General features: G+C 62.2%; 19 protein-coding genes. 6 read left to right on the plus strand and 13 right to left on the minus strand.

All coding sequences use genetic code 11. The features are described from left to right. Nucleotides 1-5: 5 nt before the first annotated feature. The 3 genes from BUS06_RS36165 to BUS06_RS36175 form a co-directional block, all read right to left on the minus strand. Nucleotides 6-3,191, minus strand: a complete 3,186-nt coding sequence (locus BUS06_RS36165) for an efflux RND transporter permease subunit (RefSeq protein ID WP_074269031.1) — start codon at nt 3,189-3,191, stop codon at nt 6-8. A 64-nt stretch (nt 3,192-3,255) separates the two neighbouring features. Further along, entirely contained in the window at nt 3,256-4,476 is a 1,221-nt protein-coding gene (locus BUS06_RS36170; protein WP_074269032.1) for an efflux RND transporter periplasmic adaptor subunit, read from the minus strand. A 34-nt stretch (nt 4,477-4,510) separates the two neighbouring features. Then, nucleotides 4,511-5,386, minus strand: coding sequence for an alpha/beta hydrolase (locus BUS06_RS36175; protein WP_074269512.1), 876 nt, complete (start codon nt 5,384-5,386; stop codon nt 4,511-4,513). A gap of 194 nt (nt 5,387-5,580) precedes the next feature. Here BUS06_RS36175 and BUS06_RS36180 point away from each other — a divergent pair, with 194 nt between their 5' ends. Both BUS06_RS36180 and BUS06_RS36185 read left to right on the plus strand, forming a co-directional pair. Then, nucleotides 5,581-6,585: a LysR family transcriptional regulator gene (locus BUS06_RS36180; protein ID WP_074269033.1), complete on the plus strand. Its 1,005-nt coding sequence runs from the start codon at nt 5,581-5,583 to the stop codon at nt 6,583-6,585. Between the two features lie 428 nt (nt 6,586-7,013). Continuing rightward, entirely contained in the window at nt 7,014-7,994 is a 981-nt protein-coding gene (locus tag BUS06_RS36185) for an aldo/keto reductase (protein ID WP_074269034.1), read from the plus strand. Nucleotides 7,995-8,092: 98 nt separating this feature from the next. Here the strand turns inward: BUS06_RS36185 and BUS06_RS36190 are convergent, their stop codons facing one another. From BUS06_RS36190 to BUS06_RS36210, 5 genes are all read right to left on the minus strand, one after another. Continuing rightward, the gene (locus BUS06_RS36190; protein WP_074269035.1) at nt 8,093-9,007 is read right to left on the minus strand and encodes a cation diffusion facilitator family transporter; all 915 of its coding nucleotides are present in this window, start codon (nt 9,005-9,007) and stop codon (nt 8,093-8,095) included. A gap of 7 nt (nt 9,008-9,014) precedes the next feature. Further along, nucleotides 9,015-10,079 (minus strand): selenide, water dikinase SelD, encoded by a 1,065-nt coding sequence (gene selD / locus BUS06_RS36195; RefSeq protein ID WP_074269036.1) that lies wholly within the window; start codon nt 10,077-10,079, stop codon nt 9,015-9,017. 116 nt (nt 10,080-10,195) lie between these two features. Further along, a complete protein-coding gene (locus BUS06_RS36200; protein WP_074269037.1) occupies nt 10,196-15,031 on the minus strand; it encodes an NAD-glutamate dehydrogenase in 4,836 nt (1,611 codons plus the stop codon). A gap of 146 nt (nt 15,032-15,177) precedes the next feature. Further along, nucleotides 15,178-15,723, minus strand: coding sequence for a DUF3455 domain-containing protein (locus BUS06_RS36205; RefSeq protein WP_083611751.1), 546 nt, complete (start codon nt 15,721-15,723; stop codon nt 15,178-15,180). A gap of 275 nt (nt 15,724-15,998) precedes the next feature. Beyond that, the gene (locus BUS06_RS36210; protein WP_143787712.1) at nt 15,999-16,991 is read right to left on the minus strand and encodes an alpha/beta fold hydrolase; all 993 of its coding nucleotides are present in this window, start codon (nt 16,989-16,991) and stop codon (nt 15,999-16,001) included. A 260-nt stretch (nt 16,992-17,251) separates the two neighbouring features. On the opposite strand from BUS06_RS36210, the gene BUS06_RS36215 reads away from it, so the two are divergent. Further along, on the plus strand, nt 17,252-18,301 hold the full coding sequence (locus BUS06_RS36215; protein WP_074269038.1) for an NADP-dependent oxidoreductase: 1,050 nt from the start codon (nt 17,252-17,254) through the stop codon (nt 18,299-18,301). A gap of 75 nt (nt 18,302-18,376) precedes the next feature. On the opposite strand, the gene BUS06_RS36220 is transcribed toward BUS06_RS36215, so the two are convergent. The 3 genes from BUS06_RS36220 to BUS06_RS36230 form a co-directional block, all read right to left on the minus strand. Beyond that, nucleotides 18,377-19,153 carry an alpha/beta fold hydrolase gene (locus BUS06_RS36220; protein ID WP_074269039.1) on the minus strand — a complete coding sequence of 259 codons (777 nt, stop codon included), beginning with the start codon at nt 19,151-19,153 and terminating at the stop codon, nt 18,377-18,379. Beyond that, nucleotides 19,150-20,184, minus strand: a complete 1,035-nt coding sequence (locus BUS06_RS36225; RefSeq protein ID WP_074269040.1) for a M14 family zinc carboxypeptidase — start codon at nt 20,182-20,184, stop codon at nt 19,150-19,152. The genes BUS06_RS36220 and BUS06_RS36225 overlap by 4 nt, the downstream gene beginning before the upstream one ends. Nucleotides 20,185-20,283: 99 nt before the next feature. After that, nucleotides 20,284-20,880 carry a TetR/AcrR family transcriptional regulator gene (locus BUS06_RS36230; protein ID WP_074269041.1) on the minus strand — a complete coding sequence of 199 codons (597 nt, stop codon included), beginning with the start codon at nt 20,878-20,880 and terminating at the stop codon, nt 20,284-20,286. 290 nt (nt 20,881-21,170) lie between these two features. On the opposite strand from BUS06_RS36230, the gene BUS06_RS36235 reads away from it, so the two are divergent. The 3 genes from BUS06_RS36235 (at nt 21,171) to BUS06_RS36245 (ending at nt 23,716) form a co-directional block, all read left to right on the plus strand. Further along, nucleotides 21,171-21,833, plus strand: coding sequence for a DUF3313 domain-containing protein (locus tag BUS06_RS36235; RefSeq protein WP_074269042.1), 663 nt, complete (start codon nt 21,171-21,173; stop codon nt 21,831-21,833). 129 nt (nt 21,834-21,962) lie between these two features. After that, a complete protein-coding gene (locus BUS06_RS36240; RefSeq protein ID WP_074269043.1) occupies nt 21,963-22,157 on the plus strand; it encodes a hypothetical protein in 195 nt (64 codons plus the stop codon). Continuing rightward, the gene (locus BUS06_RS36245; protein ID WP_074269044.1) at nt 22,157-23,716 is read left to right on the plus strand and encodes a PqiB family protein; all 1,560 of its coding nucleotides are present in this window, start codon (nt 22,157-22,159) and stop codon (nt 23,714-23,716) included. The genes BUS06_RS36240 and BUS06_RS36245 overlap by 1 nt, the downstream gene beginning before the upstream one ends. Nucleotides 23,717-23,749: 33 nt before the next feature. Here the strand turns inward: BUS06_RS36245 and BUS06_RS36250 are convergent, their stop codons facing one another. Next, complete coding sequence (locus BUS06_RS36250) at nt 23,750-24,370, minus strand: ANTAR domain-containing response regulator (protein WP_074269045.1); 621 nt, start codon at nt 24,368-24,370, stop codon at nt 23,750-23,752. After that, the gene (locus BUS06_RS36255) at nt 24,367-25,542 is read right to left on the minus strand and encodes a transporter substrate-binding domain-containing protein (protein WP_074269046.1); all 1,176 of its coding nucleotides are present in this window, start codon (nt 25,540-25,542) and stop codon (nt 24,367-24,369) included. The genes BUS06_RS36250 and BUS06_RS36255 overlap by 4 nt, the downstream gene beginning before the upstream one ends. Nucleotides 25,543-25,572: the final 30 nt, after the last annotated feature.

The raw sequence follows: 25,572 nt of genomic DNA on the forward strand, positions 1-25,572 counted from the left end.
CCTCTTCAAGCGTCCGTGACCGGCAACGCGTAATGCGGCGAGTCTTTTTGCGCGACGTGAACCTTGCCGCCTGCAAGCGTACGCAACACCACATAGAACACCGGCGTCAGCATCAGACCGAACAGTGTCACGCCCAGCATGCCGAAGAACACCGCGATACCCATCGCATGGCGCATCTCCGAACCGGCGCCGCTCGACAGCACCAGCGGCACCACGCCCATGATGAAAGCGATCGACGTCATCAGGATCGGGCGCAGCCGCATACGGCTCGCTTCGATCGCCGCGGACAGCGGTGTATGCCCGTCGTGTTCGAGTTCGCGAGCAAACTCGACGATCAGGATCGCGTTCTTCGAGGCCAGCCCCACCAGCACCATCAAGCCGATCTGCGTGAAGATGTTGTTGTCGCCGTGCGTGAGCCAGACCCCGGTCAATGCCGACAACAGACTCATCGGCACAATCAGGATCACCGCGAGCGGCAACGTCAGGCTTTCATACAGGGCGGCCAGCACCAGGAACACCAGCAGCACGCTGATCGGGAACACCCACATGCCCGCATTGCCGGCGATGATCTGCTGATACGTCAGGTCAGTCCATTCGAGTTTCACGCCACGCGGCAAGGTTTCTGCAGCCACCCGTTCAGCCGCGGCTTGCGCCTGGCCCGACGAATAACCCGGAGCGGGTCCACCGTTGATGTCGGCAGCCGTATAGCCGTTGTAGCGCACCACCATTTCCGGACCGAACGTCGGCGTCACCGTCACCAGCGACGACAGCGGCACCATTTCGCCCGCGGCATTACGCGTCTTCAGTTGGCCGATATCGTCGGCATGCTGACGGAACGGCGCATCCGCTTGCACCCGCACCTGGTACACGCGGCCAAAGCGGTTGAAGTCGTTCACATACAGCGAGCCCAGATAGATCTGCATCGTGTCGAACACGTCCGTCACCGGCACACCGAGCTGCTTGGCCTTGACGCGGTCCAGGTCCACGTTCAGCTGCGGCACGTTGATCTGATAGCTCGAGAAAGTCGGGCCCAGTTCAGGCGTAGTAGCCGCCTTCTTGATGAAGGCTTCCGTTGCCTTGTTCAACTCCGCGTAACCCAGCGCACCGTGATCCTCGAGCTGCATCTTGAAACCGCCCAGCGTACCGAGGCCCAGCACCGGCGGCGGTGGGAACACGGCCACGAACGAATCCTTGATCGCGCCGTACTGCTGGTTCAACGCGCCTGCAATGGCGCCGGCGGAGAGCGCCTTGTCGCCGCGCTCCTTGAACGGCTTGAGCGTGACGAACACGATGCCCGCGCTCGAGCTATTGGTGAAGCCATTCACCGACAAGCCCGGAAACTCCACCGCGCTTTCGACACCCGGCTGCTTCAGCGCAATCGCGCTCATATCGCGGATCACCTTTTCGGTGCGGTCGAGCGAGGCGCCGTTCGGCAACTGCGCAAACGCGATCAGGTATTCCTTGTCCTGCGCCGGCACGAAGCCGCCCGGCACGATACGCGTGATCAGCACCGTGGCGCCGAGCAGGATCGCGTAGACGGCGAGCATGCCGCCCTTACGTCGCAATACGCCCTGCACGCCCTTGCCATACCCGGTCGAGCCGCGATGAAACACCTTGTTGAAGCCCTTGAAGAAGCGGCCGAACACCAGGTTCATCCCCCGCGTAAGCCAGTCTTCCTTCGCGCCATGGCCGCGCAGCAGCATGGCGGACAGTGCCGGCGACAACGTCAGCGAATTGAACGCCGAGATCACCGTCGAGATCGCGATGGTCACCGCGAACTGCTTGTAGAACTGACCCGTGAGACCCGTCATGAACGCGAGCGGTACGAACACGGCCACGAGCGTCAGCGCGATTGCGATAATCGGCCCGCTCACTTCCTGCATGGCCTTGTACGTCGCATCGCGCGCACTCAGCCCGGCCTCGATATTGCGCTCGACGTTCTCCACCACCACGATGGCATCGTCCACCACAATCCCGATCGCGAGCACCATGCCGAACAGCGACAACGCGTTGATCGAGAAGCCGAACGCCAGCAGCAGAGAGAACGTCCCCACAATCGACACCGGCACCGCAATCAGCGGAATGATCGACGCACGCCACGTCTGCAGGAACACGATCACCACGATCACGACCAGCGCAATCGCTTCGAGCAGCGTGTGAATCACGGCCTCGATACTGGAGCGCACGAACTGCGTCGGGTCATAGACGATCTGGTAATCCACGCCTGCAGGCATGTCTTCCTTCAGTTCCTTCATTTCCGCGCGCACCTGGTCCGATATCTGGAGCGAGTTCGCGCCCGGCGCCTGGTTAATGGCGAGCGCCACCGCCGACTTGTTGTCGAGCAGCGAACGCAGGCCGTATTCCGACGCAGCCAGCTCGATACGGGCAATGTCGCGCAGATAGGTCACCGCGCCATCCGGGCCGGTCTTGACGATGATGTCGCCGAACTCGCCCGTGGTCTGCAAGCGGCCACGCGCATTCACCGACAACTGCAACTGTGTGCCCGGCAACGATGGTGAAGAACCAATCTGACCGGCAGCCACCTGAATGTTCTGCTCGCGGATCGCGTTAACCACATCAGTTGCGGTCAGGCCGCGCTGCGCCACTTTCTGCGGATCGAGCCACACGCGCATGGCGTAGTCACCCGAGCCCCACAGCTGCACTTCGCCCACGCCCTGAATACGCTCCAGCCGGTCCTTGACGTTCAGCACTGCGTAGTTGCGCAGATACGTCATGTCGTACTGGTTGTTCGGCGAGATCAGGTGGACCACCATCGTCAGCGTCGGCGAGCTCTTGATCGTCGTCACGCCCAGACGCTGCACGTCGTCCGGCAGACGCGGCAGCGCCTGGTTGACGCGGTTCTGCACGAGCTGCGTCGCGAGGTCCGGATTGGTACCGAGCTTGAAGGTGACCGTCAGCGTCAGATTGCCGTCGCTATTCGCTTGCGACTGCATATACAGCATGTTTTCCACGCCGTTGATCTGCTCTTCGAGCGGCGACGCCACCGTTTCGGCAATCACCTTCGGGTTGGCGCCCGGATACTGCGCGTGCACCACCACCGAAGGAGGCACGACTTCCGGGTACTCGGAGATCGGCAGCTTGAAGAGCGAAATCACGCCCGCCAGCAGGATCAGGACCGATAGAACGCCCGCGAAGATCGGCCGGTCGATGAAGAATTTGGATATGTTCATGAGAGGCTCTTGAAATTAAAGCGCTGGAATGCGGCGCGCAAGCAGCAATCGTTAAGCACCAAGCTCACGAATTGCCCTGCGCTTTCGCATGACCCTGCGTTTGTGCTACCGACGCGCTGTCCGCATCTTCGTCGCCGTTCATCGGCACAGCATGGGCGCGTACCGTTTCGCCCGGCCGCACACGTTGCGTTCCGTTGACGACGATCCGGTCACCGTTTTGCAGACCCGACTTGACGACGCGCAGGCCGCCTTGCATCGCGCCAAGCTGCACCTCGCGGTACACGACCTGATCGCTCTTGTCGACGACGAACACGAACTTCTTGTCCTGATCGGTGCCCACTGCAGCGTCGTCAATCAACAGCGCCGCGTGCGGCGCGCTGCCGCTCACCTTGATGCGGGCGTACAGACCCGGAATCAGTGTGCCGTCCTGATTGTCGAAGCGCGCGCGTACGCGGATCGTGCCGGACGAGGTGTCGAGCTGGTTGTCGACCGAATCGATCACACCGTTGCGCGAGTAGCCCGATTCGTCAGCGAGGCCCAGTTGCACCGGTACTTTGGTGCCGTCCTTCTCGCGGCCGATGTACTCCAGATACGTCTGCTCGTCCGCATCGAACGACGCGTAGATCGGCGATACCGACACCAGCGTCGTCAGCGGCGGCGAACCTGCGCCGGCCGAGACGACGTTGCCCACGGTGATCTCCGCACGCGACACGCGGCCCGACACCGGCGCAATAACCTTGGTGTAGCCAAGGTTAATCTGCGCGGTTTCGAGCGCTGCCTGCGCTGCCTTGACGTTGGCGCTCGCGCCGCGCGCGGCGTTCTGCTTCTCGTCGTAGTCGCGCTTGGCAATGGCGTTATCGCCGATCAGGCGCTGTGCGCGCTCCCAGTCGCTTTGCGTATAACCCGCCTGCGCCTGCGCCGCCGCCAGTTGCGCGGCGGTGCGGTCTACTTCGGCCTGATACGGGCGCGGATCGATCACGAACAGCGTGTCGCCCTTCTTCACCAGCGCGCCATCCTTGAAGTTCACCGAAACGATCGTGCCCGACACCTGCGGACGTACTGCGACCTTCTCGACTGCTTCGAGGCGCCCCGAATAGCTTTGCCAGTCGGTGATGGTTTTCTGGATCACGGCTGCCACGTCCACTTCCGGCACGATGGTCGGCGCGGCGTGGGCGGGCGAACTCGCATCGACGCGAATCGCGCCGAATGTGCCGAGCCCGGCAATGATCACAACGGTCAGAACCGCTAGCGCCAGACGGTGGCGCGAAGGAGAAAAGATAGACATGAAAGGCTCCCGGCGTTTGTTGATTGAAATACGTTTATCGTTGGGTGCGCGCTGCGAGGCGGCACTGGAAAAAGCGCACAGCCTCCTGCAGCGCTTCCGGATGGTCGGCGAGCGCGGCATGCGAGACGCTCGGATAGCGGACCACCTGGGTCGCCACGCCTGCATCGATCAGGCTGCTGGCATATTTCTCGGCCTCGACGTGCAGCACATCGTTCTGCGCAGTCGCGATCAGCGTGGCGGGCAAGCCTGCAAGCCGCGACGACTCGAGGGGCGCGGCATACGGATGCATACGCTGCGAGGCTTGCGGCAGATACGCGCGATAGCACGCTGCGCATTCCTTGGCGGTAATATCGGAGCCAAGCCGCTGTTCGTCGCCAAGGCGCGTGAGACTCGGATCGAGCATCGGGCCGAACAGCGCCTGCGCCGAAATCCGCACGTCGCCACGGTCGCGCGAGATAAAGGCGAGGCAATTGGCAATCTGGCCGCCCGAGTCATGTCCCGCGACGCCGATATGTTTGGTGTTGCCGCCGAACGCCCGTGCGCGGGTCTGCACCCACAGCGCGGCGCGGTGTGCGTCTTCCGGCGCCGTGGGAAACGGAAATTGCGGCGCAAGCGAGTAGCCGACCGAGACGACCAGCGCCGGCAGGTGCTCTGCGAAATAGCGTGCGGGGAAGTCCGCATCGTCCAGCGAGCCGCGCACAAAGCCGCCGCCGTGAAAATAAAGCAGTACTGGCAGTGCGGTTTTGCCCGTCAGGCGGTACAGCCGCAGCTTGATGTCCTGCGCGTGCCCCTCAATCGTCACGTCCGTCACGTCGAGCGCCGCATGTGCCGAACCGACATCGTCCGCCTGAGCAAGGTCAAGCGGTACAAAGGTGTACGGCGAGGAGTACGGCGGTTTGAATGCATTCATGTCGAACGGCGCAATACGCATAGAACTGGAATGGTGCGAATTGTGGGTTCGGCAGACTTCTAAATAAATGCCTATAATCCGGCAACACAATTCGGTACGCCCAAACAATCGAATTCGGCGCCCGGCGAAACCGGGCTAATCCGTGCCTATTCGATTGGCGCTGCGCGCCGCCAGCCCCTTCTTGGAGGTTAGCCATGGACCGTCTCCAGGCCATGCAAGTGTTCACCCGTGTCGTCGACACCAACAGTTTCACGCGTGCCGCGGAGACGCTCGACCTGCCGCGCGCTTCGGTCACCACCATCATCCAGAATCTGGAATCGTTTCTCGGCACACGGCTCATGCACCGCACGACGCGGCGCCTGTCGCTCACGCCGGACGGCGCGGCGTACTACGAACGCTGCGTGCGGATTCTCGCGGACGTCGAAGAAACCGAAACCAGTTTCCAGAGCGGCAACAAGAAGCCGCACGGCAAGCTGCGCATCGACATGCCGGGCTCGATCGGCCGGCTGCTGGTGATCCCTTCCCTGTGTGAATTCCACACTCGCTACCCGGATATCGACCTGCAACTCGGCCTGACCGACCGCCCGGTCGATCTGCTGCAAGAAGGGGTGGATTGCGTGGTGCGGGTCGGCGCGCTGCAGGATTCGTCGCTGGTTGCGCGCCGGATCGGCATCTTCGAAGGCGTGACGTGCGCCGCGCCGGAATATCTGCAGAAGTACGGCACACCGCTTACGCTCGACGATCTCGAGTCGCATAGCGCGGTGAATTATTTTTCGAGCCGCACTGGCCGCGTAATCGACTGGGCCTTCAAGGTCGACGGCAAGGAAGTCGAAGTAAAAATGAAGGGCACGGTGTCGGTCAACGACGCGGATGCCTACGTCACCTGTGGTCTCGAAGGCTTTGGGCTGATTCAGCCGGCGCTTTTCATGGTGCTGCCGCATCTGCAGTCGGGCCAACTGGTGGAGGTGCTGCCCGAGATCAAGCCGATGCCCATGCCGATTTCCGCGGTCTATCCGCACAGCCGGCATCTGTCGCCGAAAGTGCGCGTGTTTGTCGACTGGATTGCGGAGCTATTCGACCGCTGCCCGTTGTTGAGCGGCCGCGGCAGTCTCGACACGCCTTGCTCGAAGCGCACCATCGAGGAGCGCGAGTCCGCGCCTACGCTCGATACACCGGTAATCACGGAGTGGGTCGCCTGATCCGCCCCGCAATACAGATGACGGCAATCACGGCCTCTACACTGCGATTGCCGCCATTGTTCTGAATTCACAACAATTCATTTCGCCGATCCGCCGTTTATCCGCGCGTCGCGAAAGCCTACAGTTCACCCTGTCGCGGCGCCCCCGCGCGCCGCAAACGAATCGACAGGAGTGAATCATGAATCCATCCGAACTCGACCATTGGGACAGCGATACGCCAGTCTGGACGCCGTTCCGCTCGACGCAGCACTGAGGGCCGGTCGCCCGCGTTCACCCGCGTTTAGCTCTTGCGTGCCTGTGGCACTGCAGTGTTGGCGATTTTCAAATATGCTTAAAAGAGGCAAGCGACCGCATCATGTATGCGGTCGCGCCGCTTGTTGCATTTGAAAGTCCGTACAACACATCGGCATTACACACAGGAGCGTGACATGGAGTATGTGAAACTGGGCCGTACAGGCCTCGATGTCTCTCGACTTTGCCTCGGTTGCATGAGCTACGGTGTATCGGACCGGGGCAACCATGAGTGGACACTCGGCGAGAGCGATTCGCGCCCGTTCATCAAGCAGGCGCTGGACCACGGCATCAACTTCTTCGATACGGCCAACGTCTATTCCGACGGCACCAGCGAAGAGATTGTCGGCCGCGCGCTGAAGGACATGGCCAAGCGCGACGAGATCGTGCTCGCCACCAAGGTTCACGGCCGCATGCATGCCGGCGCAAACGGCATGGGCCTGTCGCGCAAGGCGATCATGGCTGAAATCGATGCGAGCCTGCGGCGTCTCGGCACGGACTATGTGGACCTGTATCAGATCCACCGTTGGGACTACACCACGCCAATCGAAGAAACTATGGAAGCGCTGCACGACGTCGTGAAGGCGGGTAAGGCACGCTATATCGGTGCGTCGTCGATGTATGCGTGGCAGTTCTCGAAGGCACTGCACGTTGCAGAAAAACACGGCTGGACCCGCTTCGTGACGATGCAGAATTACGTGAACCTGCTGTATCGCGAGGAAGAGCGCGAGATGCTGCCGCTCTGCGCCAGCGAAGGAATCGGCGTGATTCCGTGGAGCCCGCTTGCCCGTGGACGTCTCACGCGTGACTGGAACACCAGCAGCGCGCGCTCGGAGACCGACGAATTCGGCCGTACGCTGTATGCGAAGACGGAAGACGCGGACCGCCGCATCGTCGAACGGGTTGGGGAGATCGCGGCAGCTCGAGGCGTGCCTCGCGCGCAGGTTGCATTGGCATGGGTTCTGCAAAAGAGCGTGATCAGTGCGCCGATTGTGGGCGCAACCAAAGCGCATCATCTTGACGATGCGGTTGCGGCGCTTTCGCTCAAACTAAGCGCGGAAGAGATCGAGCAGCTCGAAGAGCTGTACGTGCCGCACGAAGTGACCGGTTTCAAGTAAGCCACGGCACCGCATTGCACGCGGCGCCGTGCCGCGTGCGTGCTCGCTTCGCGTTTAGCATGGACGGGGCTGATCGTGTCCGGCAGGATAACTGACGATCAGCCCCGTTGATCGCGCGGCACGTCCGGCTCGAAAAACACCCAGCGCACCTGCGGAAACGTTTCCTGCAGATCGGCTTCGATCACATTGATCGCGTCGACCATCGCGCGGCCGCTCGGATACGCGATCATCTCGGCCTGCACCGCGACTACGACTTCGCGGCCCCATTGGAGGGTAATCAGATTGATGATGCCGCGAATCTCGGGCCGCGCCCGCAGATGAGCTTCGATGGCACGCCGCACTTCCGGGCTTGCCGACTCGCCGACAATCATCGATTTCACTTCGCGCGCTACGAGCCACGCGATCACCATCAGCAATACACCAACGCCGATTGAGCCAAATGCGTCGAAGGCCGGATTGCCGGTGATCATCGTCAGCAGAACGGCCACGAATGCAATCGCAAGTCCCATTAGCGCCGCGATATCCTCGCCGGCTACGACCAGCAGATCCGATTCGCGCGTTTCGCGAAACCAGCGCCACATGGATTTGTCGGGATGCGTCTTGCGGATCTCCCTGACCGCGCCCGCAAGCGACAACGATTCGAGTACGACCGAGACACCCAGTACAGCCAGCGCCAGGTAAGCGTGCGACAACGGTTCGCGCTCAAACAGCCGGTGCACGCCCTCGTAGACGGAAAACGCGCCGCCGACAAAGAACAGCAGCAAGGCGACCAGCAGCGAGTAAAAATTGATTTCGCGCCCGGCGCCCATCGGATGCAACGGACTGGGCGGCTTGCGCGCCTCGCGCAGACCGAACAGCAGCAGAAGCTGATTGCCGCAGTCGGCGCTCGAGTGAATGGCCTCGGCGAACATGGAGCCGGACTGCGTGAAGATCGCAGCGGCGAACTTGAAAACGGCAATCCCGATGTTTGCGGCGAGGGCGTAAAAAATGGCTTTCGGCGATTCTTCTTTCATCGTTCGATCACGCCACCTCGACGCGCGGCGTGCCGTCGCGCATCTCACCAATCACTACCGCACGATCGAAGCCGTCGGCGCGGAAAATCGCCAGCACGTCATCGACGCTTTCCGGCGTGCAGGAGACCAGCAGACCACCTGAGGTTTGCGGATCGGTGAGCAACGCGCGAGCGCGCTCCGGCAGTCCCGCGCTTAAACCGACGCTCTCGCCATACGAAGCCCAGTTACGCCCCGACGCGCCGGTAATCACGCCCGCATCCGCGAACGCTTCGACACCGGTGAGCCACGGCAGGTCTGCATAGCGCAGATGGGCGCTCAGCCCCGCCCCGCGCGCCAGTTCTAGCGTATGTCCAAGCAGGCCGAAGCCCGTGACGTCGGTCAGTGCATGCACGCCCGGCAATGCAGCGAGATCGGTCCCGGGGCGGTTCAGCTTGGTGGTGTTCGCAATCATCTCGCGGTAGCCTGCGTCGTCGAGCTGGTTCTTTTTCAGTGCCGCGGACAACACACCCACGCCGAGCGGCTTGCCCAGCACCAGCACGTCGCCGGCGCGAGCCCCCGCGTTGCGCTTGACGCGCTGCGGATGGATCACGCCCAGCGCGGCGAGACCGTAGATCGGCTCGACGGAATCGATCGAATGACCCCCAGCCACCGGAATGCCTGCCTGCGTGCAGACATCTTCGCCGCCGCGCAGCACCGCCGCGATCACGTCGTGTGGTAACACGTTGATTGGCATGCCGACCAGCGCGAGCGCGAGAATCGGCTTGCCGCCCATTGCATATACGTCGGAGAGCGCATTGGTCGCCGCAATGCGGCCGAAATCGTACGGATCGTCGACAATCGGCATGAAGAAATCGGTGGTGGCGATAATCGCCTGCTCATCGTTCAGGCGGTACACAGCGGCATCGTCGGCGGTCTCGGTGCCGACCAGCAGGTCGGGAAACGCCGGTAGCGGCACACTGCGCTTGAGCAGATCGGCCAGCACGCCCGGCGCAATCTTGCAGCCGCAGCCGCCGCCATGCGAAAGGCTCGTGAGGCGCGGCACAGCGGGATTCGATGCTACGTGATCGGTCATGGCGGGTTCAAGGCGGAATGGCAAGAGTCGCTATTATGGGCAATCAGGGTGTCATGCGTCCAACTCCCCTCTACGAGCCCCTCGCCGCCGCTTTACCTCGCCGTTGCCGGCCACCTTCAGGTCCGCTCCAACAGCGCCATTTCCCGCACGATCACAAGCAGCACCGAGAGGCTCGAACCGCCCGATGCGCGCAGGTCGGCAACCAGTCGCGCATAACGCTCGAGCGGCGCCGCACGTTGGGCTTGCCATCGTTCGACCAGTTCGTCCGGCGTCGACGATTCCGTGGCGCCCGCCAGCGCGCTCGTCGTCAGGGCGCGCTTGAGGCGAGCCAGTTCGGCGAGCGCAGCGGCGCGCGCCAGCATGTCCCAATGCGTCGGCGCAGGCAGCGCGTTGGCGCGTTCGGCGATCCAGCCATAGTTGAGCTGCGTGCCGAGCGCGAAATACACGCCTGCCACGAGTTCAAGATTCTTGCCGCAGGTGGCCGCCACCTCGGCGATATCGAGCAAGGCCGCGGAGATTTCGCCGCTCGCAACCCGCACCGCCAGTTCGCTGTCGACGCCGGCGTCCACCAGAATCCGCTGCCGTTCCATCAGCGCTTCCAGATCGGCGGCGGGCAGCAATGCAGGCCATTGCGACGCGAGCCGCTGCGCGGCATCGCGGCAACGCGCCAGCAGATCGGTCACGTCGACGACGGCGCCCGATTGCAGTTGCCGCAAGAACCACAGCGCGGTTCGCTCCACGAGTCGCGCTACCTCGACGAACATGCGCGCCTGGACATCGTCGGCCACGCGGTTATCGAGCGCATCGATGCTGTGCCACACGTCGTCCAGATCGAAGACGTCGCGCGCCATGATGCAGGCCCGCACGATCTCGCCCGGCTGCGCGTCAGTCTCTTCCATAAGCCGGTGCACGAATTCACAGCCCACGCGGTTGACAAGCGCGTTGGTCAGATACGTGGCGAGAATCTCGCGCCTTAGCGGATGGCGCTGTATCGGCTCCCTGAAGCGGTGGCGCAACGGTTTCGGAAAATAGTCGATCAGCATGCTGCTGACCAACGGATCTTCCGGCATATCGGATTCAAGCAGCGCGTCGTACAGCCACATCTTGCTGTAGGCAAGCAGGACCGCGCGCTCCGGTGAGGTCAGGCCTTGCTTGGCCGCCTGGCGCTCGGCGATTTCCTCGTCGGTCGGCAAGAATTCGATCACGCGATTCAAACGCCCCGCCCGTTCGAGCCAGCGCATGAAACGTGTTTCGGCGTCGAACAGTTCGATACTGTAGCGGCCCGCGATCGACAGTGCCTGAGTCTGATAGTAGTTGTCCTGCAGGACCAGAAGCCCGACTTCATCGGTCATGTCGGCAAGCTGCGCGTTACGCTGCTTTTCGGTCATCTCGCCATCTTTCACGACGAGGCCGAGCAGAATCTTGATGTTGACTTCGTGATCCGAACAATCCACGCCGGCCGAATTGTCGATTGCGTCGGTGTTGATGCGGCCACCACGCAATGCGAACTCGATCCGCCCGAGGTGCGTGAGTCCCAGGTTACCGCCCTCCGCCACCACCTTGCAGCGCAGATCCGCGCCGTTCACGCGCAACGCGTCGTTGGTGCGGTCGCCGACCTGCGCATGGGTCTCGCGGCTCGCCTTCACGTAGGTGCCGACGCCGCCGTTATAGAGCAGATCCACCGGCGCCTGCAGAATCGCGCGGATCAGTTCGTTCGGCGGCAGCGCGGCGGCATTGATGCCAAGTATGGCCTGCATCGCAGCCGATACCGGAACGGTCTTGGCCGTACGCGGAAATACGCCACCGCCGGCCGAGATCAGCGTCGGATCGTAGTCGGCCCAGCTTGAGCGCTCGAGGATAAAGAGGCGCCCACGCTCGGCCAGACTGGCGCCCGGATCGGGGTTCGGGTCGAGAAAGATATGGCGATGGTCGAACGCGGCCACGAGCTTGATATGCGGCGACAGCAGCATGCCGTTGCCGAACACATCGCCTGACATATCGCCGATGCCCACCACCGTAAAGTCCATGGTCTGGGTGTCGACGCCCATCTCACGGAAATGCCGCTTCACCGATTCCCAGGCGCCGCGCGCGGTGATTGCCATCTTCTTGTGGTCGTAGCCGACCGAGCCGCCCGAAGCAAACGCGTCGTCGAGCCAGAATCCGTACTCCTGAGAAATTGCGTTCGCATAGTCGGAGAACGTGGCGGTGCCCTTGTCCGCGGCCACCACCAGATACGGGTCGTCGCCATCGTGCCGCACCACATCGGGCGGCGGCACGATATCGGCGCCGGCCAGGTTATCGGTCAGATCCAGCAGGCCGCGCAGGAAGGTCTGGTAGCAGGCGATGCCTTCGCGCATCCACGCTTCGCGGTCGCCGGGCGGCGGCGGGTTCTTCACGACGAAGCCACCCTTCGAGCCCACCGGCACGATCACCACGTTCTTCACCATTTGCGCTTTCATCAGGCCGAGGACTTCCGTGCGGAAATCCTCACGCCGGTCGGACCAGCGCAGGCCACCGCGCGCGGCTCGCCCTCCTCTCAGGTGCACGCCTTCGACGCGTGGCGCGTACACCCAGATCTCGAACATCGGCTTGGGCTCAGGCAAGCCCGGCACATACGCCGGATTGAACTTGAACGATAGATATGGCTTGGGGCGCCCCTCCCCGTCGTGCCGGTAGTAATTCGTGCGCTGGGTGGCCTTGATCACGCCGAGAAACTGCCGCAGGATGCGGTCCTCGTCGAGATTCGGCACCTGGTCGAGCGCGCTATCGATCCACTTGAGCAGCAATTCCACACGCTGCTCGCGCGTATCGCCCAGCGACGGGTCGAAGCGCGCCACGAACAGTTCGACGAGCTTGCGGGCAATCGTGGGATTGCCGGTCAGTGCGCGCTCGATGTAGGCATCGCTGAAGGTCGAACCGACCTGCCGCAGATACTTCGCATAGGCACGCAAGATCGTCACTTCGCGCGCCGCCAGTTGTGCACGCAGCACGAGCCGGTTGAAGTCGTCGCTTTCGATCTCACCGGTCCAGACCTGCTGGAACGCATCCTCAAAGAGGTTTTTCACACGCTCGATATCGAATTCGGCGTCGTCCGCGAGTTCGAGGCCGAAGTCATGGACCCATGCGGGCGTCGCGTTCAGCGCTTCAATCAGATAGGGACGCTCTTCATCGACTCGAACGCCGAGATGCTCGAGCATCGGCAGACTGCGTGACAAGGCGATCGGATGCCCCGCCCGGTACACCTTGAAACGAAACGCACGCGGGCCGGATTCGATCGGCCGATACAGGTTCATGGCAATGCGCTCGCTGCCCTGAAGCCGCTCGATCAGTTCGATATCGCGCACCGCCGTGCGGGCCGGATAGTCGTCGCGGTAGCCAGCCGGAAACGAATCGGCGTAGTGCTGCAGCAGACGGTTGCCCTGTTCTTCGCCAAACGCATCGATCAGCGCATCGGCCAGATCGTCCTGCCAGCGGCGCGTCACCTGCACGAGCCGAGCTTCGAGCTCGCGGGTGTCCACATCCGGCATCGCGCCAGGCTCGGCATGCACGACGAAGTGAATCCGCGCGAGAGTCGACTCCGAAAGCAAGGGGGTGAACTCGACGCTGGCGCCGTTGAACGCCTCCATAAGCAGGTTGGCAATGCGGCGCCGCAAGTCGGTGTTGTACTTGTCGCGCGGCACGAAGACGAGGCACGACACGAAGCGATCGAACCGGTCGCGCCGTACGAACAGGCGGGTGCGCTGATGCTCCTGCAAACGCAGCACGCCAAGCGCGATGTCGTAGAGCTGGTCTTCTTCGGCCTGAAACAGTTCGTCGCGCGGATAGGTCTCCAGCACCGTCACCAGCGACTTCGCCAGATGCCCCTTCGGCAAAAAGCCGGCGCGGCGCACGATATTGGCGCATTTACGGCGCACGATAGGTATTTCGGACGCCGATACGATATACGCCGTCGACGTATACAGCCCGATAAAACGGCGCTCGCCGATGATCTTGCCATCCGCGCCGGTCAGCTTGATACCCACGTAATCGAGGTATCCGGGCCGATGCACAGTGGCGCGCGAATTCGCTTTGGTCAAAAAGATCGGCGAGGGACCCGTGATGATCTGTGCGGCGGCGGCCGGCAACGGCGTGACATCGGCGGCGCCCACCGGCCGCAGCGCATCGCGCAGAATGCCAAGGCCCGAATCCGGCAGTGGACGCAGGCCAAAGCCCACGTCATGCGAAACCAGTTCGTAGTCGCGCTGCCCGAGAAACGTGAAGTGGTCGTCCACCATCCACTGAAGGAAGGCACGCGCTTCCGCGCCTTCGACGCCGGTGTCGCGCAACTTCATGTCTTTGATGGTGCCGCGCGCAATTGCAACGATCTTCGGCCAGTCTTCCACTGCCGCACGCACGTCGCCCAAGACCTTGGCAATATCGTCCCTGAGCGAGTCGAGCTTGGCGGCGTCGCCGCAACGATCTACTTCGAAGTGGATGAAGGACGCGAGTTGCGACTGCGTGTCGGCCGCATCTTCCGCACCCTGGCCGACGCGCACGATACTGCCGTCGGCGCCGCGCCAGATGCGGAACACCGGGTGCACGACCGAATGCAAGGCAAGCCCGAGCCGGTTGACCGCCATCGACACCGAATCGACAAGGAACGGCATGTCGTCATTGACGATCTCGATGACGGTGTGATCGGAATGCCAGCCGTGCTGTTCGAGAATCGGGTTATAGACGCGCAATCGTTCGCTGCCGGGAACGAAGCGCTGGGCGGTTTGCCAATGCGCGAGTGCCGCGCCGTAGAGGTCGGCGATTGCGCGACTTTGCAGATCGTCGGCGTCGACGAAATCGTAGTAGTGCCGCAGAAAGGGTTCGACGATTGCGAATGTCGGTTCGGGCAATCGCCCGCGTGCGAATTCGATGACGTCGTTCAGCAGGTGCGCAACGGATTCTTCGTTCTTCGCTTGCATGATCTCCTCCACAGCGGGCGGCAATCGACTGCATCGTGATACGAATTATGCGCCAGATAGTTGAAAGTCAATGTGCATCCGCACATCGACTTTCAGATGAACGCTTACTAAGGTGTCGCCCCAGGTGGCAAACCGATTGCGAGGTCTCAGCCGAGAAACACGTATTCGGCTATATATGGACTGCGCCCTTCCTGTCCTTCCTGCGTGCAGGGTCCGCTTGGCGCGACACCGCCATGCGTGTCGAGACGTTGCACGTAGCGCACCGTAGAAAGCAGGCCAGGACCACCGGCATTAGTCGCCCGCAGCAGCAGAAGAGGGATGCTGCCGGCCTGATCGGTATTCGGCGCTTGCTGGAGTACCGCGCCGGTGATCCTGCTGCCGTCCGCTGCAGCCCATGAGGGGCCCGCGCTATGCGTGACGATCAGTGTGCCCGATGCGTCGTACAGCTCGGCGCTCGGCGCCTTGAACGCCCAGGACAGATTGTTGCTGGCGTCGCGCTTGCACGTGTAGATCTGCGTGCCGCTCGCCTTGAGTGCTGCGACGACATGGGTCGCTTCGCCTGGGGTCAGGGAAGCAGGAATGGTGGCCTGGGCGAACGCTGCGCTCAGGCAGGCGGCGTTGCAGGCGAGCGCCAGCGAAGCGGTTGTAAAGACACGCGCCAGGGAACGGCGCGAGGCGATTCGTGAAAACATGCAGTGATCTCCTTGTGAGCCCAGTAAGCCCGGTCAGGCTGGGCGAAGCTATTCCTCAGACAGATTAGCATGGCCGCCCAAAGCGCGAGCACGCCTGATATGTCGACAAAAGCATACTGGCTTACCGGACGCACGGAGCGGCAAATACAGGTCAAGTACAAGGAAGATCGTTGAGTCCAGGCACGCCGTCGCCTCGAACTGCGCCCATCGCTCGGGTTGTGCCGTGCGGGTTGCGGGCCCAAGCTCGAAGCCGCTCAGTCCTGCGGGCAGGTCCATCAGTCCGCGTGGGATTGCCCTGCCCGCTCTGCCGCGAGAAATTCCAGTATCGCCTCACTCACCTGCGCCGGCCGTTCCTGCTGGATCCAGTGGCCTGCGCCCGGGATTACGAGCTTCTTCCGAAGACGGGGGACGTTGAGTTCCAGTTGTTCGAAATCTTTCGCAGCCATCTTCAGCACGCCATCAAGCTCCCCTGCGATGAACAACGTAGGCTGCGAGATCCGCGCGCCGTCGAGAAACCCGGTCAGTTCCCAGTTCCGGTCGATGTTGCGATACCAGTTGATCGGCCCGCGAAAACCGCTGCGCTCGAATTCCGCCACGAAGAATTTCAGCGCCGTTTCGGGCAGCCACGACGGCAGATCATCGGGCAGCGTCAGATTGTCGACTAGCCGCGTGGTCTTGTCGAAGGACGCGAAATTGACCGACGGCGCCGCCCTGACGCCATCTCCGGATGCCGTATAGAGAATGCCGAGCAACGCGCGGCCAATGTCTTCCTCGAGTTCCCGCTCGATTCGCCCCGGCTGTTGAAAGTACTCCTGATAGAAGTGGCGCTCCTGCGTGATCTGCTGGAAGTGCAACGCCGGACGCCTGGCTCGCCGCGGCATATACGGCACGCTCAGCAGCCCGAGCGTGTGGAACCGGTCGGGCCGCAGCAACGCCGCATGGGCGGCAACGGCCGCGCCCCAGCCGTGCCCGATCAGCACGGCCGGCTCGTCGCCGAGCGCGTTGACGAGACCGACGAGATCGCCGGCCAGATGCAGGATGTCGTACGCTTCGACCGCTTCGGGCGCCTCGGTCTGCCCGTAGCCGCGCTGATCCGGCGCCACCACGCGGTAGCCGGCGGAAGCGAGCGCGTCGATCTGCCAGCGCCACGAGTACCACGACTCCGGCCAGCCGTGACAGAGCAGCACCAGCGGACCCTCGCCCTTTTCGACGTAGTGCATCCTGATACCGTTGACATGGGCGAATCGCTGCTGCAGACCCTCGATCATCGGGTAGACCTCATTGAAGCCGCTTTGCGGCCAGGTGAAGATAGCACGTCGCCGGCTGCAAGACCCCGGTCACCTGTCCACCCCGGTATGATGCGTATGATTGAAAATTGGCTCCCGACCTTAGCAACGGACCTCCCGGCTGTGAACCGGGGATTTACCCGAGCCGTCCAGAAATCACCCAGCCGGTGGCCAAATCGCACCTTTCCCCACGCGAGCGCGGCTGGAAAATAGCCGGCATCCGGCAATCACAAGGAATCAATATGAGCACCGTCAACCACCAGATCCGTCTCGCCTCGCGACCGGCCGGTCTGCCGACAGCGGAGAACTGGAGCCTCACCGAAGAGGCCGTGCCCGCTGACAGCGAACTGGCCGACGGCGAGCTGCTTGTCAAAACACTCGCGCTGTCGCTCGATCCGGCGATGCGCGGCTGGATGAACGAGGGCAAGAGCTACATCGCGCCGGTCGGCATCGGCGAAGTGATGCGTGCCGGCGGTATCGGCACTGTCGTCGCATCGAAACATCCGGCGTACGCAGCCGGCGACCAGGTGAGCGCGGTGCTCGGCGTGCAGGAATTCGCGCGCATCGACGGCGCGCACGCGCAACGCTTCGGCCTTTTCAAAATCGATCCGCGGCTCGGTTCCCCCACGCAGTGGTTGAACGTGCTCGGCATGCCCGGGATGACTGCATATTTCGGACTGCTCGATGTCGGCGAGCCGAAGGCGGGCCAAACCGTCGTCGTCTCCGGCGCGGCCGGCGCAGTCGGGCAAACGGTCGGCCAGCTCGCGAAAATCAAGGGCTGCCGGGTGGTGGGCATCGCCGGTGGCGCGGCCAAATGCGAATGGGTCGTGCGCGAACTCGGCTTCGATGCGTGCATCGACTACAAGGCGTCTCCGTCCTCCGTGCGCGACGGGCTGAAGCAGCATTGCCCGGACGGCGTGCACGTCTATTTCGACAACGTGGGCGGCGACATTCTCGACACCGTGCTGGCACGGCTGGCACGCGGTGCGCGCATTATCATCTGCGGCGCCATCAGCCAGTACAACAATCCGGGCAGCACGCCCGCCGCCGGACCGAAGAACTACCTGTCGCTACTGGTTAACCGGGCGCGTATGGAGGGGATCGTCGTGTTCGACTATGCATCCCGCTATCCGGAGGCCATCGCCGAACTGGCGGGCTACCTGGCTGACGGCCGCATGCAGTCGAAGGAGGACGTCGTGACAGGCGGTGTCGCCGCGTTCCCCGAAGCGCTGCTGAAGCTCTTCTCAGGGGAAAATTTCGGCAAGCTGGTATTGAACGTAGCTGACCGGTAACGCTAGCGCGTAGAGGCCGCAGCGCGGCAAACAAGCGGCATGGCGCTTTCATCTTCGCCATGCCGACTGCCGTCTTCAGAATCTTTTCCCCGTTGCGTCCACAATCTCCGGCAACCAGGCGCCGACCGTCTCGCTGGTCCACACCGGATCGTCGTGCGGCAGATCGTGGCCCGCCCACGGATGCTGCATATGCGCCGCACCCCACGCCGCCGCCAGCTTCGCCGAACACACCGGATTCACCAGCCGGTCCTGCGCCGACGACAGGATCAGGGTCGCGCAGCGCGGCACCGTATCGCCGGCGCTGAAGCGGGCCGCTGCCCATAACTGGCGCAGCGCGTTGCCCCGGCTCACCGGCGCGCTCTCGCGGATCGCGGCCCACGCGGCAAGATCGTCCGCCAGCGCCTGCGAATCGTTGCATGTCAGCCGATGGATAATCGCCTCGGCCTCACGGGCGTCGCGCCATCCGGCCGCGACGCGCAGCAAACGAGGCCACGCCTGGGGGCGCAGACGCTCGGTCATGCTGCTAAAAGGCCGCATGCTCGTGTTGACCAGCACGAGCCGGTCGATCTCCTCAGGATAGTGCTGCGCCCATGCCGTCGCCACCATCCCGCCCAGCGACATCGCCAGCACGCGGTACGGACCGGGTACGCTGCTTTGCGATACCGCCTGCCGCACGAACTCAATCATCGAGGGCACTTGGGCCGGCGCGTGCAGATCGATGAGTGCGCCGTTGCCCGGCAGATCGAGCTGCAGCAAGCTGTCGGTCTTGACGGCGTCACGCAGGATGGCCGGAAAGCGGCCCCAGTGACGCGTCTCACGCGTGAGCCCACGCAGCAGGATCCACGTACTCATTCACCCGCCGTCCGATACCAATGCTGAATCGCATTGTGCAGAAGCTGCTGACGCCCGTTGCCCTGCGGCAGCCAGCGATGCCACGCAAAGGCGGCGCGGGTCAGGAAGTCCAGCAGGTTCGCGTGACGCCGGAGCACACGCGCGGTGCGATGCGCTTTCACCGGATTGAACATGCCTTGCCGCGAAAACAGTTGACGCGGATTCTTCTTGATCCACAGCCATGAGCCGAGTTCGAGCGTCATTGGCAGAAATACGCTCTCCGACGGCGCGCGGTCGTAGGCGTAGTCCCATAGATCGCCGTGCAGCAGATATTGATGGCTCTGCGGCTCGAACGCGTAGCCGTGATGCGGATGGGCACGCTCGAACATCGTCTTGAGCGCGTACATTTCCGGCAGATGCGGCATCAGTTTGCGGGTACGCGCATACGGAAACCAGATGCTGTCGCGCCAGCCGTAACCCGAGTGACAATCGAGCGCGAAGCTAAGCGGACGCGAGGTCAGTTCGCTGTCGACCAGCTTGAGCAGCGCGGCGGCTTCGACTTCCATGGGTGCCCCGCGACGTCCGCGATACCACGGCAACCAGGCACCGAGACGCTGGCCACCCGCGAGCAGCGGCACGCGTTCATCGGCATCTTGCGGCGCGTTGCGCATCAGGTCGACGCCATTCGGATTGGCGCGCGTGGCTGCCCACATACCGCCCGGATTGCAGATGGGCATAAAGATCAGACGAACCGATTGCAACTGCCGCACCAGCAGTTCGTCCCATTCGAGACGTGAGAGCAGCGAGCGCATGTAGTCGAGTACGAGTTGCGTACCGATGCGCTCTAATCCGTGGATGCCGCCGAAGAATCCGATGGCCGGGGCTTGCGGATCGCTTGAGCCGATGCTTGCGGTCAGGACGGGGAAGGTTCTGCCGTGGACGCGCGCCTCGCAAACCGTGCGGATGTCGAAGCTTGCGCTACCGGCGTCGAGGATCGTCTTGAGATCCTCGTATTCCGCGAAGCTGTCGGGTAGGAAACTGAGAGCCTGCATGGCGACGCCGGTGTGGTTTGCAAGGTTATTGGAGATGGCATGCGCTTTGTTTCTTTCTTCGTTTTAGCAATATAGCTGAAGGACGGCTTAGCGCGGGATTCACCTGCCGCCCTTCTTCCTCCCCTTAGGCACCGCCGGCAAACCCTTCCACCGATCCTCGTCCAGCAACCTCTCAAACAACCCATCTCTGGTGGAATCACTCAATGGCGAAAGCCCCAACAACGAATGAAATGCGATCCCGCTAGCAGCAAAATACCGCAACAACGCCAAATCCGGATCACTCGCCTCCGCATGCAGCGTCTTCATTTTCACTTCATCGCTCGTCTTGCTCTCTTCAAGCAAATTCGGACTCTCGATAAGCGCCGCCAGAACCGCCCGTGCCACCGAATGCGGCTGCTTCACCGCCGCCCGGTAAATCGCAATCTGCGCCGCCAGCGTCGGTTCGGCCTTGGCCGCGCCCTCGCTCGCCATATAGTCTCGCGCAATCTGCTCGAACTGAAGCCGCTGATGCTCCAGCAATGCGCTGAGCACCCCCTGCTTCGTACGAAACTGATGCAGCAATCCACCTTTGCTGATACCACTTTCGCGTGACAACGAATCGAATGTCAGTCCGCCCACGCCATCACGGCTAAGAATGGTCAGCGCGGCTTCAATCGCTTTCTTGCGGGAAATCTCCGAACGGGTCTGGTTGTCCATTTTCAAATCTGATGGCGTCGCGACGATTCGGCATGCCCCTAAGGCCGCCGCGTCACGAACAGGTCTGGCAAGTAATCCGGTGCAGTAACTCAATCTCAGTGAGCCGTCCCGCGGGGCCCCGCCCAGCAGGCGCTCGTGCGAGCGGTGGAATTGTACGCTCTCAGTTACACCCCAAACAAACCGGATAGACGGTTTACATTTAATAAAGGCGATGGTACTCTGCGGCCACATCGGCTCTCGCCCCAACCAAACGCCAGTCGGCGTCCACCCTGCCTTTTCAGGAACACAGCATGTTCAAGCACAAATTCGTCCCGCTTCTTTTCACTGTCACAGCGGCGCTGACTCTCGCGGCATGCGCCAGCGTGCAGCCGGTCGCCTACAACGGCATCGCCTCTTCGTCACAGTTGCAGCGCAACCGGGATGACGACTCGGTCAAGATTCCCTACCGGTACACATCCCCGGTGACCTGGTCGCGCTACACGCAAGTGATGCTCGATCCTGTCATCGTGTATCAAGGCAGCGATAACCAGTTTGGCGACATGAAAGACGCCGACAAGACAGCGCTCGCCGACTACATGGCAAAGACATTCGCGGAGAAACTGACCAGGCGATTCGAGGCCGCGAATCAGGCCAGCCCTCACACCCTGCGGGTCAAGCTGACGCTGACCGGTGCCGAAAAGACGACATTGCTCGTCGGACAGGCCATGCATTTCGACCTTGCAGGCAATCTCTATAACGGAGTGCAGGCAGTCCGCGGTGGTCAAGGCGCATTCAGTGGTTCGGTTTCCTACGCAGTTGAAGTCTATGACAGCGAAAGCGGTCATCTGCTGAAAGCATACGTTTCGAAGCAGTATCCAAACGCCATGAATCTGCCGGCAGCCTTCGGTTCGCTCGGTGCGGCAAAAACCGGTCTCGACAAGGGTGCTGATGCGCTGGTGGCGCAACTCAATTAACGGCTCGAAAGTCGCAAAAGCGAGCGTGGTGCGGCGGGCTCTCGACGCGCGCCCCCCGCCGGAAATACGGGTCATCGGAACTCGCCGTAGTCGAAACCCGGTTGCACCGCTCCTTTACGAGGTCCGTGCATGCGCGCATTTGCCAATGCTGTTGTGTCACTAGCACCTCCGCCCTTGATGGTCGCGATCGTGTTCTCGATCGCGTACCTGGTGGTAGGCATTCCGGTTCATTTCACGCGCGGCGTAGCTTCCAGAGACGTGTTAGGCACGTTGGCCGGGATCTTCGCGTCACTCGTCTATATCACGCTGGTTGTTGGCTTCTGATGCGAAGTCGTCCGTTACCGTCGGCCGTGTGGCTCGTCCCGCTTGCTGCTGCTTTGCTTTGTCTGGCGCTCCTTGTTCCTCGGCTCATGCAACAGGGTCCCGAGGTCGACGTCAGCTTCCTCACCGCCGAAGGGCTCGAGGTTGGCAAAACCCGTGTGCGTTACAGGGATGTCGAAATAGGCAAACTGACGGGACTGCAACTCTCAAACGACCGCACACATGTGCTCGCAGCCGTGCAGCTTGATGCCCCAGCCCGTCGGTTCGCAACTTGCGGCACTCGCTTTTGGGTCGTCCGTCCGCGGATAGAAACAGGCGGTATTTCCGGGCTGGCGACGGTTATCTCGGGTCCTTATATCGCCGCCGATGTTGGCAGTTCTTCAACACGATGCAAAGAATTCACCGGTCTGGAAACACCCCCTTTACTGACTAGCGGTCAGGACGGCCGGAGATTCGTTCTGCACACCGAATCACTTGGATCGCTCAATGTGGGCGCGCCAGTCTATTTCCGGCACGTACAGGTTGGACAGGTGATCGGCTACGCTCTAGCTGGAGACGGCGCCCAGGTCGACATCGATGTCTTCGTGAAAGCGCCATACGATCGATACGTTACTGCCGCCACGCAATGGTGGCATGCGAGCGGAATCGACTTGCGCCTCGATTCCAACGGTTTGAAACTCGACACCCAGTCGGTGGCGACGATCCTCTCAGGAGGCGTCGTTTTCGATTTGCCCCGATCACAGGTTGCCCAGCCGCAATCTGCTGATGGCACCGCATTTGATCTTGCTGCCAACCGCGAGGACGCGATACATCGGGCCGACGACGGACCGGCCGCAGCCGTGAGTCTGCGGTTCACGCAATCGGTGCGCGGGCTGTCGGTCGGCGCACCGGTCGACTTTCACGGCGTCGAGCTGGGCCGGGTGAGCGCGATCGACGTCGACTTCAACCGGTCGCGTGGTAGCTTCGACATGGTGGTAGCACTCAATCTGTACCCCTACCGGCTCGGCCAACGCTACCGGGAAGCGATCGGAAAGGGCGATAGCGAAGCCGGCAGGGCGCTGCTGCGTCAAATGGTTGCCCGAGGTCTGCGTGGACAATTGCGCATGGGGAGCGTCCTGACCGGCCAGCGCTATGTGGCGTTAGACTTTTTCCCGCATGTATCGGCTGCCAGCATCGACACCCGGCGCAGCCCGGTCGAACTCCCCACCGTACCCAGTACTCTCGACGAGCTTCAGGACCAGCTCGCCAGCATAGTGAGCAAGCTGGATCGCGTGCCCTTCGATCAGCTTGGCAACAATCTGAACAAGGCGCTCGTGAACGCGAATACCCTGTTTCAGCAGGTCAACACGGAACTGATCCCGCAGGCTCGCACCACGCTCACGGCAGCCACGCAGTCGTTCAATGCGGCCAATGCCACGCTGCAGCAGGACTCTCCAATGCAGTCCGACGTTCACGAGGCGTTGACCGAATTGCGCCGCACGCTTGTCTCGCTCAATGCCCTCTCCGATTATCTGGAGCGTCATCCGGAAGCGATCGTCTGGGGGAAGTCCGACGGACATTGAGTAGGTGGGGCTTGAATGGCGAACGACGCCAGCTCAAAACGCCGTTCCCTTCCCCAGCCCAAGCTTCTCCATCGCCTCATGCGCATCGATCACCATCGTGGCGATCTCCCCTACCGTCACCCTGAGTCCCGTCGCCCGCGAACGCATATGCTCGTACGCCTCGCTTTCGCTTAACCGGTGCGCCTCCATCAGAATGCGAATCGCGCGTTCGATATGGCGTCGCGCCTTGATCGCCTCTTCAAGCTTGCTGATCTTGTTGTGCAACCGCTGTTGGTAGCCGGACGATGCGCGCGCAAGCACCAGCGTACTGAGAATACCGGTGGAGCGGTACGGTTTGGTGATCACGCCATGTGCCTGCGTATCCAGCAGCATCTTGAGCGCGGTGGGATTCTCGTAGTCGGACAACGCGATTAGCGTCGCCTCGGTATCGGCCGCGCACCAGTTTCCTGCGCTTCGCGTCTCAGGGCCGACGAGAAAAAATATCGCGTCGACATCCGCAGGAAGTTGAGACGGAAACGGCCATAGCACGCGAACAGGGCAACCGATCCGCCGCAATTGCTCCTCGAGAACGCTGCGATCGTCGCCGGGCGGGTGAATCACGAGGACGCGCAACGTGCGCAAATCGTCAAATAGCCGACGAGCCCCCGTGCTCATGCCCGTTCTCCGTCGAGCCAGAATTCGGCAAAGCCGTACGACGTCAGATAGGGATCGGGCTTGATCGGGCCGCGCCCTTCCCAGACGATGTCGAACGAGCCGTCCGGCCGGCACACCGCAATGCGCGGAGTCAGGATGGCGTGGTTGTTCTCCGGATCGATTTTCAGCACACCCTCAGGCGAATCGAATTCGACCTCGTGAATCGCTTCCACCAGTCTTGCAGTGTCGAGGCTTCGGGTGCGAGCCAACGCCAGCGCAAAGAGATGAACCTGGTTGTAGGCCATCTCCGACCACAAGCTGGCCGGTTGATCTCCGAAACGCGCATGCCACAAATTCAGGAAACGCCTGTTGCCTGCATAGTTGAGCGTGTTGACATAGCTCGCGGAGATGATGTGACTGCCGCACAGTTCAGGGCCGATCATCCGCGTTTCGCCTTCCGCCATTGTCAGGCTGGCGATCGGAATCTGCGCCGGATCGATACCGTGCTCGCGGTACAACTGATAAAAATTCCGCGCACCGCGGCCGATCACGGTGGAGAACACCACGTCGGGTCCGACCGCCTTGATCTGTTGCACGACCTCTTTCAGCGCCGCCGGATCTGCGTCGCTAGGTAGATAGATTTCCTCAACGATTTCACCGCCGTGCTGCTCGACCATGTCCCGCATGATCCGGTTCGACTCGCGGGGATAGACGTAGTCGGTGCCCACCAGGAAGAAGCGGCGGCCGTGATTGCGCAGCAGATAGGCGGCCAGCTGCATGCTGTTCTGGTTCGGCACGGCGCCGGTATAGATCACATTCGGCGAATACTCGAAGCCTTCGTAGATGGAGCAATACCACAGCAGCGCATTGTTGCGCTCGATTACCGGCAGCACCGCCTTTCGGCTCGACGACGTCGAACAGCCGAAAATCACCGTGACGTCGTCCTCCTGCAGCATCCGGGTGGCCAGGCGGCGATATTCATCCGGATCGCTCTTTGGGTCGTACACGATAGGGTCCAGCAGGCGCCCGTCGACGCCGCCTGCGGCGTTGACCTCTTCGATCGCCAATGCGGTACCGAAGAAATGTTCCGATTCCGTCGCAGCGGTAACGCCCGTGCGGGAATACAGCACGCCGATGCGCCAACCAGCGTCGGCCGATGGCGAGGCGTCTGGGTGTCGCGAGTTCGTCGGCATTCGGTTCCTCCTTGTATTACTTTAGCCGGT

It is taken from the genome of Paraburkholderia phenazinium (genome assembly GCF_900141745.1).
In the GTDB taxonomy this organism is placed as follows: Bacteria; Pseudomonadota; Gammaproteobacteria; order Burkholderiales; family Burkholderiaceae; genus Paraburkholderia; species Paraburkholderia phenazinium_B.